This is a genomic window from Yoonia sp., assembly GCF_036770585.1.
GTDB lineage: Bacteria > Pseudomonadota > Alphaproteobacteria > Rhodobacterales > Rhodobacteraceae > Yoonia.
Genome location: NZ_DAIPIW010000009.1, coordinates 41,797 through 54,003 on the forward strand (window position 1 = coordinate 41,797; position 12,207 = coordinate 54,003).

Genomic DNA, 12,207 nt, shown 5'->3' on the forward strand with positions numbered 1-12,207 from the left:
GCCGCGACACGGCTGGCGGATCAGACATGGATGGAACGCCACAAGGGCGATTTCAACGTGGTGATAACGGACGTGACCGCAGGCGAAGGCGTGCTGGCCGTCATGGGTCCGAATGCACGGGCGCTGATGGAAAAAGTCTCGCCCGCCGATTTCTCGAATGCCGCCAACCCTTTCGGCACGGCGCAGGAGATCGAACTGGGGATGGGCCTTGCCCGTGTACATCGCGTGACCTACGTGGGCGAGTTGGGATGGGAGGTCTACGCCGCATCCGACATGGCGGGCCATGTGTTCGAAACGCTGTGGGAGGCGGGGCAGGACATGGGCCTGAAGCTTTGCGGGATGCACATGATGGACTGCGCGCGGGCCGAGAAGGGGTTTCGCCACTTCGGCCATGACATCACCTGCGAGGATCACGTGCTGGAGGCGGGCTTGGGCTTTGCCGTCAAGACCGACAAGCCGGATTTCATCGGCCGCGACGCGGTGCTGCGCAAACGCGAGGCGGGGCTGGCCAAGCGGCTGGTGCAGTTCAAACTGACCGACCCCGAACCGCTGCTTTATCACAACGAACCGGTGTTGCGGGACGGCAAGGTGGTCTCGCACCTGACCTCGGGCGTCTACGGGCACCACGTGGGCGGGGCGCTGGGGATGGCCTATGTGCCCTGCGCGGGCGAAAGCGTGGCCGAGATGCTGTCCAGCACGTTTGAGATCGACGTGATGGGCACGAAGGTCCGGGCCGAGGCGCAGATGCAGGGGTTCTATGATCCGAAGGGGGAGAGGGTGAAGGTTTAGTCAGTCCTTCACGCGCGCCACAACCCAGAGACTAGTTGACTGCGAAAAGTTCACGCCGATACGATTGGTTCCGGCAGCAGGGGCGAAGTCGTATGCGGTGGTTCGGACGAGCATTAGCTCTCTTGTTGGTGATGTCTCTCGCCGCCTGCAATCCATATGGTTGGAACCAGAAGCTGACGGTTGTGATCCAGACCCCAGACGGCGTGGTCACCGGGTCGAGCGTGACGCAGGTCACAAAGATCGTCAGCGACGGGCCATTCACGTTACCTCAGGCACGGGGGGTGCAGTCGGAACTCGCGGGCGAGGCCGTCGTCGTCGAGGTTTTGCCGGGCAAGTACCTGTTCGTCCTTTTGAAAGGGGTGGACAATCTCGCATTCCGGGCTTTCGAAGACGTGATCCCTTATCGGCGAGGCAGCGAATTCGCGCGGTGGGCACGCCAAATCGCGCGCCATCGCGAACCCGGCATTGTTCCTCCGGCGAACTATCCGATGATGGTGATGTTCGAGGACATCAGCGACCCCACAAGCGTGCGGCTGGTTGCGCCGGACGATTTGGTAAGTGCGTTCGGTGAAGGCGTGCGGCTGCAAGAGATGACGCTGATGATTACCGATGAGGTTTCGGAGCAAACAATCAGACTTGTTCTAGAATGGCTTAGCGAGAGTCCCGAAGCACCAATTATCGGCGACGTTGATCCATTCGACTTTTCAGTCGCGGCGACACTGCGCGTCGGTGATTTTATTCGAGGTTAGAGAGATGGTAATTTGAAACGACCTGATGTTGGCAATCCTATCAATGGATTCCTACAACCGAGGCTATGGTGAAGGAATAGAGGGATTGGGAGGAGCGGGCTCACAACTCGGCTCAGCGACGCTGCTCAACGTGCCAATCCCTGATGGGTCTGAGCAGCTAGGCTTCTTCGCCACCGCATACTCCTACGACTACGATAACGACAATATAGATGAAACAATCATCTCCTACCGTGGCACTGATGTGTAACCGGGACTGTTCCCACCAAGGCTCGGCGATGCGGCGACAGGCTGGCCAATTGGTGCAGGTATCACAGAAGGCACAGAGGTCGACCTTGCCCGAACCTTCTAAGAAGAGGTGACGTAAAGCGACCTCTTCGCTTGTCGTGCAGGATCGGGGTTACGGTTTCACGCCGAGCGGTGAGCAGAGTTGGGGAGGTGGGGCCAAGATAGCTTGACCACCATCCGCAAACGAACGATGGATGAGGCCACCCGCCTACTGCCCGTTCAACGGACCCAGTGCGTTCAGCCCCTTCAGGATATCGATCGCATAGGCCAACTGGTAATCCTGTTCACGCAAGGCGGCTGTCGCCTCGGCCCTTGCGCGTTCTTCCTCGATCAGGCTCAGCTCGTCCTCGGACAGGCTGTCGTTCACCAGCGACCCGCGCAGGCCGGCTTCGGTGCGCTGGCGGCCTTCCTCTTCGTCCTCGGTCACTTCGGCCGGGCGGGGCTGTTCGACGATGATATCGGGCGAGATACCCAGCGCCTGGATGGACCGGCCCGATGGCGTGTAATAGCGCGAGGTCGTCAGGCGCATCGCGCCGTCGCTTCCCAGAGGAATGACCGTCTGGACCGATCCCTTGCCGAAGGAATTGGTGCCCACGACAATCGCGCGGCGGTGATCCTGCAGCGCACCGGCCACGATCTCGGAGGCGCTGGCAGAGCCGCCGTTGATCAGCACAACGATGGGCTTGCCCTCGGCCAGGTCACCCGGGGTCGCATTGAAGCGGTCCCCGTCCGTGATCAGCCGCCCGCGGGTCGAGACGATCTCGCCCGCGTCAAGGAAGGCGTCCGAAACGTAGACCGCCTGGCTCAGCAGACCGCCGGGGTTGTTGCGCAGATCGATGATGAAACCGTCCACATTGCCCCAGCCGCCCGCAGCTTCGACCTGTTCGGTGATGCCGTCGCGCAGGTTGGGGAAGGTCTGTTCATTGAAGGTGGTGACACGCAGGACGATGGCCTTGCCTTCGGTCCGGCTGCGCACGGCTGTCAGTTTGATCGTATCGCGGATGATCGAGACATCGAAGGGTTCCGGCTGACCCTCGCGGACGACCGTGATGATGATTTCGGCACCGACCGGGCCGCGCATCAGTTGCACCGCCTCGTCCAGGCTCAGGCCCATGACGCTTTCGCCATCGACGGCAGTGATGAAGTCACCGGCAAGGATACCGGCGGCATCGGCGGGGGTGCCGTCCATCGGCGAGACGACCTTGACCCAGCCTTCTTCCTGCGTGACCTCGATCCCGAGACCGCCGAATTCACCAGAGGTGCTGACGCGCATCCGGTCGGCATCTTCCGGCGAAAGATAGCTGGAGTGCGGATCAAGCGACCGCAGCATCCCGTCGATGGCCGCTTCGATCAGTTCGGCGTCGTCCACCTCTTCGACGTAGCTGGAACGGATCCGTTCGAAGATATCGCCGAACAGGTCAAGCTGTTCATAGACGCTGGCGCGGGATGCATTCTCTTGCGCGACCAGCGGCCCCGCGATCTGGCTTGTCACCACCAACCCGAGGATTGCGCCACCTGCGGCGGCCAAAAGCGTCTTTTTCATCATCATTCCTTGTCTATTCCAGCGCAAACCATGCGTCGGTCTGAGAGGCAGTTTGCCCCTCTCGCACTTCAAGATAAAGGCTTTGCGCCGGTTGACCCGTTTCCAGACCCATATTCTCGGTCAAAATCCCGTCATTGAAGCTTTGCGTATCCGGCATCAGGCCAATCGGCGCGCCCGCAGGCAGGATACGACCGGTCTCGGCAAAGACCTCGTGAAGTCCGGCAAGGACGAAGATCAGGTCCGGGGCCGGTTCCAGAAGTACGACCGTGCCATAATCCAGAAGCGGCCCCTGAAAGAGGACCGTGGCGGTCACCGGCGTCGTGACAAGGGCGCGCGGGGCGGTCGCGATCCGCACCCCGGGACGACCGCTGCCGTCATTGGGCAGGATCAGGCCCGCGACGGGCAGCGCAAGGTTGCCCTGCCGTTCCAGCGTGGTTTCAGGATCGGGGCGGGCCTCGGCAAGGGACCGGGCAAAGGCACCCAGACTTTCGGCGCTGGCCGCCAAGAGCGTCGCCTCGACCGGGTCCTCTTCAAAAAGCAGCGGCAGGACGCCCCCCTCGCCCATGGCGGTTTCCAGCGCCGCACGGGCGGCAAGCGCACCCTCGCGCCCGTCCTCAAGCGCGCGCGCGACGGCGGCCTGCTGGTCGGCCAAGGCGCGTTGCGTGCCGAGCAGGTCTTCGAGACGGGCGGCCTCTGCCTCAAGAACCGGGGTCATGCCCGCAACCAGCAGGCCCGCGCGATAGGTCGCGACAGGCCCCATGGGCTGCGCACGGCGGATGATGTCAGGTGTCCGGTCAACGGTGGTCAGAACACCAAGCAATCGCGCGATCTGTGCCTCTTGCGCGGACAGCGTCGCGGCCTGCGCGGCCTCTGCCTCTGCCACATCGCGGGCGGCTTCGCGCAACAGACCAAGGCTTGCGTCATAGGCGGCCACAGCCTGCGTCAGGGCCGCAAGACGGTCATCGGCCGTCTCTGCCCCAAGCAATTGCGCCTCGGCATCGGCAAGTCGGTCCAGCGCATCCGTCGCGATGTCTTGCGCAGCGGCGGCACCGGCCAGCGAAATCATCAGGGCCGCAAGGCGGATCATGTGACGATCAGGCTCCGTCCGGTCATTTCGGGGGGCAGGTCCAGGCCCATTAGGTCAAGCACCGTCGGCGCAAGGTCGGCCAGACGACCATCGCGCAGGGTGACACCCGAAGGCCCGCCGACAAGGGCCACCGGCACCGGATTGGTCGTATGGGCGGTATGCGGGCCGCCGGTCTCGGGGTCGATCATGGTTTCGCAATTGCCGTGATCGGCGGTGACGATCATCGCGCCGCCCGCCTTTTCCAGCGCGTCCAACACCTGGCCAAGGCCCTGATCCACCGCCTCGCAGGCCTTGATCGCAGCGGCCAGATCGCCGGTATGGCCGACCATATCGGGGTTGGCATAATTGGTGACGATCAGGTCATACCCTTCGCCAATCGCCCAGACGAATGTCTCGGTCACTTCAGCGGCCGACATCTCGGGCTGCAGATCATAGGTCGCGACCTTGGGCGATTGGGGCATATGGCGATCCTCGCCCGGGGCCGGCGTTTCGATCCCGCCGTTGAGGAAAAAGGTCACATGCGGGTATTTCTCGGTCTCGGCCAGCCGGAACTGGCGCAAGCCATGTCTGGCCACCCATGCGCCCAGCGTGTTCTGGATATCGCGCTTGGGAAAGACCGCAGGGAACCATGCGTCGTGCCGGTCGGAGTAGGTGACCATGCCCAGAAGGGCGGCAGGTGCGACCTGTTCACGGGCAAAGCCGTCGAAATCGGGATCGGCAATCGCGGCGAGGATCTCGCGCGCGCGATCAGACCGGAAGTTGAGACAGAAAAATCCGTCGCCCTTTGCAAAGCCCGCATAGTCGGCGATGACGGTCGCGGGGATGAATTCGTCGGTCTTGCCATCGGCATAGGCCGCCTCGATCGCCGCCATCGGATCGGCGGCGCGGTGTCCCTCCGCCTTGATCATGGCGTCATAGGCTGTTTCGACCCTTTCCCACCGGTTATCGCGGTCCATCGCGAAATAGCGGCCGATGACGGTGGCAATCGTGACACCTTCGGGAAGCGCCTGCAAAACCGTGTCCATGAAGTGCTTGGCGGATGACGGTGCCACATCGCGCCCGTCGGTGATCGCATGCAGCGCGACCGGCACATCCGCGTCACGCAGGGCCTTGGCCGCTGCGACGATATGGTCCCAATGCCCGTGCACCCCACCGTCAGACACCACGCCCATCAGATGCGCCGTCCCGCCACTGGCTTTCATCTTGTCGACGAAGGCCTGCAACGCCTCGGCCTTGAAGAAGCTGCCGTCCGCGATGGCCAGCTCGATCTGGCCAAGGTCCATCGCGACCACGCGGCCCGCGCCGATGTTGGTATGGCCGACCTCGGAATTGCCCATCTGGCCTTTCGGCAAGCCCGCGTCGTTGCCATGGGTCAGAAGCTGCGCATGGGACCCTTGCATGATGCGGTCGAAATTCGGGGTCTCGGCCAGAAGCGGCGCATTGCCCGCAGGTTCGCGGCGCAGACCCCAGCCGTCAAGGATACACAGAACCACAGGTTTCGGCGCCGACATCCCGTTCTCCCTCGATTGCTTGGCCTACCCATACAGCAGCCCCTCGGCAAGTGGAACCGGCCTGCCTCGCTTTGCTCGAAAATACTCCCGCCGGAGGCACCCTACACCCGATGATAAGGACCGCCCGAGAGGATCGCGGCGGCACGATACAGCTGCTCGGCCAGCATCACGCGCACCAGCATATGCGGCCAGACCATCGCACCGAAACTCAGCGACGCATCGGCGCGGGCGCGCAACGAAGGGTCGATCCCGTCGGCCCCGCCGATGATGAAGCTGACATCCTGCCGCCCCTGATCGCGCCAGAGGGCAAGCAGATTGGCGAAATCGGGGGATGACATGACCTTGCCGCGTTCATCCATCGTGCAGATCAGGGCACCGTCGGGCACGGCACGGGACAGCAGGTCGGCCTCGGCCGCCATGCCGCCGCCCTTCTTGTCCTCGACCTCCATCAGTTGCGCGGGACCAAGGGCCAGCGCCCGTCCCGTCCGGTCGAACCGGGTCAGGTAGTCGTCGTAAAGCGCGCGCTCGGGGCCTTTGCGCAACCGCCCCACAGCGCAGATCTGCACGCGCATCAGCGCGCGGCGGCAACCCCGGGCTGCCACATCTTTTCAAGCTGATAGAAATCGCGCACTTCCGGACGGAAGATATGCACGATCACATCGCCTGTATCGATCAGCACCCAGTCTCCGGCCTCTTTGCCTTCGGTCTTGGAAATGATCCCGAAGTCCTGTTTCAGCCGGTCCGCCAGCTTTTCGGCCATGGCCGTCACCTGACGCGTCGAACGACCCGAGGCGATGACCATGTAGTCGCCCATCTCGGAACGGCCGCGCAGATTGATCTGCACGATGTCTTCGCCCTTGTCGTCGTCGAGTGATTTGAGAATGGCCGCAAGCAGCGTTTCGCTGTTGGCGGTCTGAAGAGCGCTCATGGGGTTCGCTCCGGCATGGGCTGCCTGTGCAGCCGATGAAGAAAGAGACAGTGCATTGTCCTCCTTACAGCGCACCGTATCGGCCCCGGTGCTGGGCATGCTTGCACGTTAGCAATCACGCGCCACGATTTCAACAAATGGGTTGCGCGAGGCCGAGGGCCTATCGAAAGCGCGGTTTGCCTGCAATAGCGAAAGGCACGCGCGCGGGGGGCGGGGCGGTCTATCGGCGCGGATCGATGAAGACCTTGCCGTCGGAGATCGCCAATGCGGCGGGCAGGTCCGTCATCGCCTGCGACAAGGGGACGGTCGCGGCGACATCGGTTGTCCATGTCCCGCTGACGAACCGCGTTTGAATTTCGACGAAGGCCGCGCGCACACGGTCGGGGCCCGCCTGATTGATCCAGCGCGTCAGCCAGAACCCCGTGATTCGCTTGTTCATGAAGATCAGTTGGCCAAGTTCGGTCAGTCTCGGCGCCTCTGTCGCCAGTTTGCCGTAGTTCACCCAGGTCGCATGACGCGGCATCGCAAAGAACAGATCGGCGGTGAACTGGTCGCCGACGGCATCAAGCAGGATCGCGGGCGGCAGGTTGCGGAAGGTTTGTTCTGCCTTGGCCAGCGCGTCCTCTTCGGACGAGACGATGACCTGCGCCGCACCCAAGGCCCTGAGCGGCGCTGCCTGATCGGCGCGGCGCACCACTGCAATCGGCGCAATCCCGTGATCCTTGCCAAGTGCTATCAGGTATTTGCCAAGCTGCGAACCTGCGGCGTTCAGCACAAAGCTTTCGGCCCGCGCCTCTTTCACAAGGTCGAACATGGCGATGGCGGTCAGCGGATTGACAAGCTGCCCGGCGGCGGCCACCTCGGACAGATCGGGGCGGCAGGGCACAAGCCGGGAGGCATCGGTCAGCGCATATTCCGCCCAAGCGCCCGAGGCGGTCGCAAAGAAGCTGACCCTTTGACCCATTAGCGGGGTATCGCCCGCCACGACCTCGCCCACCGCCTCGAAACCCGCAGGCATCCCCTTGCTACGCGGCTGGCCGTATTCGCCCTTGATGAAATGAATGTCGGACGGGTTCACGGCGGCCAGATGCACCTTGATCAGCGCCTGCCCCGGCCCGACATCCGGCACGGGCACAGACCGCAGCGTCAGGAATGGCGCAAGATCGTCGATCTCGGGCCCGGTCCGGGTGCCGGAAAAGCCGTCGCCAAGTTGGACAAGGGCGCGCATTTGGGATGGCAGGTTCATGGTGCTCCTCACAGATCGAAGGTCGCGAAGACCGGCGCGTGGTCGCTTGGCTGCTCCCAGCCGCGCGCGTCCCGCAGGATGCGGCTGCCATGCGCGGCGCTGCCGATATCCGGCGTGGCCCAGATGTGATCGAGGCGGCGTCCCTTGTCGGCGGCGTCCCAATCGGGCGCGCGATAGGACCACCAGCTATATAGCCGCCCGTCGGGAATATCGTTGCGGGTCACGTCGGACCATCCGCCCGCCGCCATCACATCGGCGAAATGTTCCACCTCGATCGGCGTGTGGCTGACCACCTTGAGCAGTTTCTTGTGATCCCAGACGTCATCCTCACGCGGGGCGATGTTGAGATCGCCGACAAGAATGGATTTCTGCGGCTTTTGCCGGTGGAAGGCATCGCGCATCTCGGTCAGGTAATCGAGCTTCTGGCCGAATTTCTCGTTCACCGTCCGGTCGGCCACATCGCCCCCCGCTGGCACATAGTGGTTGTGGATCGTCACCCCGTTCTCAAGCCGTGCGGCGACGTGGCGCGCGTGGCCGAGGCTGGCGAAATCCTCGGCCCCTGCCTCGACGATCGGCAGTTTCGAGATGATCGCCACACCGTTGTAGCCCTTTTGCCCGCGCGCCACCATGTAGCGATACCCCAGTGCCTGAAAGGTCTCGACGGGGATCTTGTCGACCGGGCTTTTGCATTCCTGCAGGCAAAGCACGTCCGGCGCCTCTTCGGCCAGCAATCTGGCCACGATCCCTTCGCGCAGGCGGACCGAGTTGATGTTCCATGTGGCAAGGGTAAAGGGCATGGGTTTCCTTTCTCGGGCTCAGTCCACAAGCCATCGGGAATAGTGCATCATGCCCCAAGGCAAAAGGGCAGTTTCTATCTTGGTCCAAAGCCGCAGCGCCCTGTCCTCGCCCGCGCTTTCGCGCGCGATGATCTGGCCGAGGGTCGTCTTTCCGTCGATCCCCGCGATCAGGCTGGCGGCCTCGGGCGGGAGTGCGACGGGGAATTTCTCGGGACCGACGGTGATGTTGCGCAAGCTGCGGGTGGCGACGGCCTTGGCAAGCGCGCCGGACGCGATGTTGGCAAGATGCGGGATCCTGTCCCGAAGGGGGATATCGTCTACGGTCGGCCCGGTGTCGCGGCGGGCATAGCCGACATGGGACTTGATGAAGCCGCGCAGTTCTTCGGCGGTCGTCATGCGCGCAATCGGGTCCATCCCTTCGGGCGGTTCAGCCAGCCCCGCAAGATCGTAAAGCCCCGGCTGCGCCATGCCCGCCAGATGCCAGCCGGTGCGCCCGAGTGCCTCGGACCATTGCCCGATGGTATAGGCGCGGTCCTGAGAATGCAGCAGCAGGTCATAGAACCCCGCGTCCGATTGCTTGTGATCGCCGACGACGGGATTGCGGTTCAGCGGATGGGATGCAGGCACCGCCTTCATCGTCGCCTTGGCGTGTTTCAGCATGCTTTTGGGCGGCAGATGCCCATAAAGCCGGTTGAAGGCCGCCTGCAAGGGATAGACGCCGGACCGTCCGTAAGGCGCATAGACCATGAAGCCCAAGCCGCCGTCAGGGGCAAGGGCCGCGCCCAGCGCCCGCAGCCCTGCGTCGGAATCGGGCAGATGATGCAGCACGCCGCAGCAGTCGATGTAATCGAAGGTGCCAAGCAGCGGCACATCCAAGAGCGATCCGGTGTGGAAGGTCACATCGGGCAGTTTGCGGGCCGCGACCCGCGCCTCGGCCACTTTGCGCGAGGCGGTGGACAGATCGATATAGGTGATCCGATAGGGGCGGTGCGCGCCATGCATCCGTTGCGCCAGTTGCACCAGCCCGTCTCCGGTCCCGCCACCGGCCACAAGCACCCGCAATTCCTGCGACCAGTCCCGCTGGCCTGCCCAGAGGTGGTGGTCCATCTCGGCGGGAAACGAGGGCGAGCCGGTGATCAGCCGCTTGGTCTCGTCGCGGGGATCGCGCGCGGGATAGGGGAAAGCCTCGTACTGGTCGCGGACACCGGCCATGGATCAGAGCAGCGCCGCCGTGGGCCGCAATGAGGCCGCCACGATATCGCGGCGATTCGGCAGGGGCGCAAACATATGTGCCTTGGTCGCCGGATGATTCGGATCGAGCACGCCGAGTTTCACGAGGATCGCCGCGATTGCCGCATTGCTGGCCCGTGTCGCGCCATCCACGATCTTGAGCGCGACGCCCAGTTTCCGTTCGGGGATGATCGCGATGAATACCCCCTCGGCCCCTGTCTTGACGGCCACCTTGTGATCCATCGCCCGCATCAGGCTGGTGCAGGCCCGCCCCTCGCCTGCGACAAGTTCGGGATGGGCCATCATCGCCCGCGCCAGTTTGTCCGCCGACATGCTGCGGGTGTCGCTGCGGTTATGTGCCGAGGCAAAGAAGGCCATCGCTCGCGCCAGCCCGTGCAAAGTGCAGGCGTGGTTGGGGGCCGAACACCCGTCGATCCCGAAACCGGGGCTGGTTTCTTCGGTGACGTCTTCGAAAGCCGCCTTGCAGGCCTGCTGCACGGGGTGGTCGATCTCGATGTAGTCGGGCCCTGCCCCGAGGTGTCCCGTCAGCGTCAGGAACCCCGCGTGCTTGCCCGAACAGTTGTTATGCACCTGACAGGGACTGCCGTAGGCGCGGATGATACCCTCGCGTGCTTCGCGGTCGTCGGGCATCTGCGGCCCGCAGCGGAAGGCGTCGTCATCAAGCCCCAGATCGGCCAGCCATGCGTTCACGCGGGTCGTATGGATCGCCGCCCCGTTGTGCGAGGCACAGGCCAGCGCAAGCTGTTCGGTGGTCAGTCGCGCCGCCGCACCGCTTTCCACCAATGGCAGCGCCTGCAGCATCTTGCAGGACGATCTGGGATAGATCACCGCCGCCGGATCACCCCATGCGGCGACGATCTCGCCCCGTTCGTCGCACACAACTGCGTGACCCTGATGAACACATTCCACCAGATCGCCACGCCAAACCTCAATGAAATCGACAGGTTTCGACATATTTTCCCTTCTTGGAAACCGCAGCGGGATGGGTTAGGCCCTTTGGCACGGACGCCTGGGGCTTTCCCCGCTGCGCGGAAATTTGCTATGCTCTAGGCTATCGAGTTGAACAATGCCCTGCCAGTCGAAAAGCTGCACCCTCAAGAGGCAGCAAGGACCGGACAATGGGTTCCAGAGGCAAGGACAGCTTGGAGGCTGTAATGACATTCACACCATCCCGTATCTCCGCCGCGATTGCGGCCGTTCTGATTGGCTCTGCCGCCGTTGCGCAGGAAGACAGCAGCAATCGGGTCGCCGCCGAAACCGACTGGAGCGTTTTTGTCGAATCCGATCCTCAGGAATGCTGGGCGGTCTCGGCACCACGGGAAACGGTCAACACGCGCGACGGCAATGTCGTCGAGGTCCGCCGCGGCGATATCCGGCTGATCGTCTTTTACCGCCCCTCCGAGAATGTCGCCGGTCAGGTCATGTTCACCGGGGGCTATCCGTTCCGCGAAGGCTCGACCGTCAATTTCCGGATCGGCGATACGTCTTACGAGATGTTCACCCAAGGCGAAACCGCTTGGCCCGCGACAGCGGAAGACGATGCCCGTTTTGTCCAGTCGATGAAGGCCGGCGCGAATGCGGTGCTGACCGCCGTGTCAGGGCGCGGCACCCAGACGCAGGACACGTTCAGCCTTCTGGGCTTTACGGCCGCGGTCGAGGAAGCCGAGCGCCGCTGCAACGGCTGAGAGAACACAGATTCCACCGATAGCGGCGGCTTTCTTGAGAAGGCCGCCGCTTTGTCTTATATGCCCTTCAGCCCCAAAAACCGCGAGACCGCACCCATGGACGTCAAGGCCCCGATCACGCAGGACGTGCTGACCATTCCGCGCAAACTGCCCGAAGGTCCGACCAATCTGGTCGGCCTGACCCGTGACGCCATGCGCGATGCGCTGATCGCTGCGGGCACGCCCGAAAAGCAGGCCAAGATGCGCGTGGGCCAGATCTGGCAATGGATCTACTATTGGGGTGTGCGCGATTTCGACCAGATGACCAATCTGGCCAAGGACTATCGCGCCATGCTG

The 12,207-nt window shown here is 63.4% G+C and carries 12 protein-coding genes and 1 pseudogene; 4 read left to right on the top strand and 9 right to left on the bottom strand.

The window, feature by feature from the left end:
• A partial coding sequence (locus tag V7N12_RS03390; protein ID WP_333712698.1) for an aminomethyltransferase family protein occupies nucleotides 1-789 on the top strand: 789 nt, incomplete at its 5' end.
• Between the two features lie 92 nt (nucleotides 790-881).
• Complete coding sequence (locus V7N12_RS03395; protein WP_333712699.1) at nucleotides 882-1,538, top strand: hypothetical protein; 657 nt, start codon at nucleotides 882-884, stop codon at nucleotides 1,536-1,538.
• Between the two features lie 493 nt (nucleotides 1,539-2,031).
• On the opposite strand, the gene V7N12_RS03400 is transcribed toward V7N12_RS03395, so the two are convergent.
• The 9 genes from V7N12_RS03400 to V7N12_RS03440 form a co-directional block, all read right to left on the bottom strand.
• Nucleotides 2,032-3,366, bottom strand: a complete 1,335-nt coding sequence (locus V7N12_RS03400; RefSeq protein WP_333712701.1) for a S41 family peptidase — start codon at nucleotides 3,364-3,366, stop codon at nucleotides 2,032-2,034.
• 13 nt (nucleotides 3,367-3,379) lie between these two features.
• The gene (locus V7N12_RS03405; protein ID WP_333712702.1) at nucleotides 3,380-4,453 is read right to left on the bottom strand and encodes a murein hydrolase activator EnvC family protein; all 1,074 of its coding nucleotides are present in this window, start codon (nucleotides 4,451-4,453) and stop codon (nucleotides 3,380-3,382) included.
• The gene (gene gpmI / locus V7N12_RS03410) at nucleotides 4,450-5,964 is read right to left on the bottom strand and encodes a 2,3-bisphosphoglycerate-independent phosphoglycerate mutase (RefSeq protein ID WP_333712704.1); all 1,515 of its coding nucleotides are present in this window, start codon (nucleotides 5,962-5,964) and stop codon (nucleotides 4,450-4,452) included. The genes V7N12_RS03405 and gpmI overlap by 4 nt, the downstream gene beginning before the upstream one ends.
• Before the next feature lie 101 nt (nucleotides 5,965-6,065).
• Nucleotides 6,066-6,536, bottom strand: coding sequence for a 23S rRNA (pseudouridine(1915)-N(3))-methyltransferase RlmH (gene rlmH, locus V7N12_RS03415; protein ID WP_333712714.1), 471 nt, complete (start codon nucleotides 6,534-6,536; stop codon nucleotides 6,066-6,068).
• Nucleotides 6,536-6,991, bottom strand: a complete 456-nt coding sequence (rsfS, locus tag V7N12_RS03420) for a ribosome silencing factor (RefSeq protein WP_333712705.1) — start codon at nucleotides 6,989-6,991, stop codon at nucleotides 6,536-6,538. Before rsfS ends, rlmH begins: the two co-directional genes overlap by 1 nt.
• Before the next feature lie 121 nt (nucleotides 6,992-7,112).
• Nucleotides 7,113-8,138: an alcohol dehydrogenase catalytic domain-containing protein gene (locus V7N12_RS03425; protein ID WP_333712706.1), complete on the bottom strand. Its 1,026-nt coding sequence runs from the start codon at nucleotides 8,136-8,138 to the stop codon at nucleotides 7,113-7,115.
• An 8-nt stretch (nucleotides 8,139-8,146) separates the two neighbouring features.
• A complete protein-coding gene (locus V7N12_RS03430; protein WP_333712708.1) occupies nucleotides 8,147-8,935 on the bottom strand; it encodes an exodeoxyribonuclease III in 789 nt (262 codons plus the stop codon).
• A gap of 18 nt (nucleotides 8,936-8,953) precedes the next feature.
• Nucleotides 8,954-10,147, bottom strand: a complete 1,194-nt coding sequence (locus V7N12_RS03435; protein ID WP_333712710.1) for a class I SAM-dependent methyltransferase — start codon at nucleotides 10,145-10,147, stop codon at nucleotides 8,954-8,956.
• Nucleotides 10,148-10,150: 3 nt separating this feature from the next.
• Nucleotides 10,151-11,140 carry an asparaginase gene (locus tag V7N12_RS03440; RefSeq protein ID WP_333712711.1) on the bottom strand — a complete coding sequence of 330 codons (990 nt, stop codon included), beginning with the start codon at nucleotides 11,138-11,140 and terminating at the stop codon, nucleotides 10,151-10,153.
• Nucleotides 11,141-11,340: 200 nt separating this feature from the next.
• On the opposite strand from V7N12_RS03440, the gene V7N12_RS03445 reads away from it, so the two are divergent.
• Together V7N12_RS03445 and V7N12_RS03450 are read left to right on the top strand one after the other, a co-directional pair.
• Nucleotides 11,341-11,871, top strand: coding sequence for an invasion associated locus B family protein (locus V7N12_RS03445; protein WP_333712713.1), 531 nt, complete (start codon nucleotides 11,341-11,343; stop codon nucleotides 11,869-11,871).
• Between the two features lie 96 nt (nucleotides 11,872-11,967).
• A pseudogene (locus V7N12_RS03450) lies at nucleotides 11,968-12,207 on the top strand (23S rRNA (adenine(2503)-C(2))-methyltransferase RlmN); the annotation flags it as partial.

Bases quoted from the DNA above. Each gene is read 5' to 3' on its own strand.
- V7N12_RS03435 (WP_333712710.1), bottom strand. From the start codon at position 10,147: ATGGCCGGTGTCCGCGACCAGTACGAGGCTTTCCCCTATCCCGCGCGC.
- rlmH (WP_333712714.1), bottom strand. From the start codon at position 6,536: ATGCGCGTGCAGATCTGCGCTGTGGGGCGGTTGCGCAAAGGCCCCGAG.
- V7N12_RS03430 (WP_333712708.1), bottom strand. From the start codon at position 8,935: ATGCCCTTTACCCTTGCCACATGGAACATCAACTCGGTCCGCCTGCGC.
- V7N12_RS03395 (WP_333712699.1), top strand. From the start codon at position 882: ATGCGGTGGTTCGGACGAGCATTAGCTCTCTTGTTGGTGATGTCTCTC.
- V7N12_RS03425 (WP_333712706.1), bottom strand. From the start codon at position 8,138: ATGAACCTGCCATCCCAAATGCGCGCCCTTGTCCAACTTGGCGACGGC.
- V7N12_RS03440 (WP_333712711.1), bottom strand. From the start codon at position 11,140: ATGTCGAAACCTGTCGATTTCATTGAGGTTTGGCGTGGCGATCTGGTG.
- rsfS (WP_333712705.1), bottom strand. From the start codon at position 6,991: ATGCCCAGCACCGGGGCCGATACGGTGCGCTGTAAGGAGGACAATGCA.
- V7N12_RS03405 (WP_333712702.1), bottom strand. From the start codon at position 4,453: ATGATCCGCCTTGCGGCCCTGATGATTTCGCTGGCCGGTGCCGCCGCT.
- gpmI (WP_333712704.1), bottom strand. From the start codon at position 5,964: ATGTCGGCGCCGAAACCTGTGGTTCTGTGTATCCTTGACGGCTGGGGT.
- V7N12_RS03400 (WP_333712701.1), bottom strand. From the start codon at position 3,366: ATGAAAAAGACGCTTTTGGCCGCCGCAGGTGGCGCAATCCTCGGGTTG.
- V7N12_RS03445 (WP_333712713.1), top strand. From the start codon at position 11,341: ATGACATTCACACCATCCCGTATCTCCGCCGCGATTGCGGCCGTTCTG.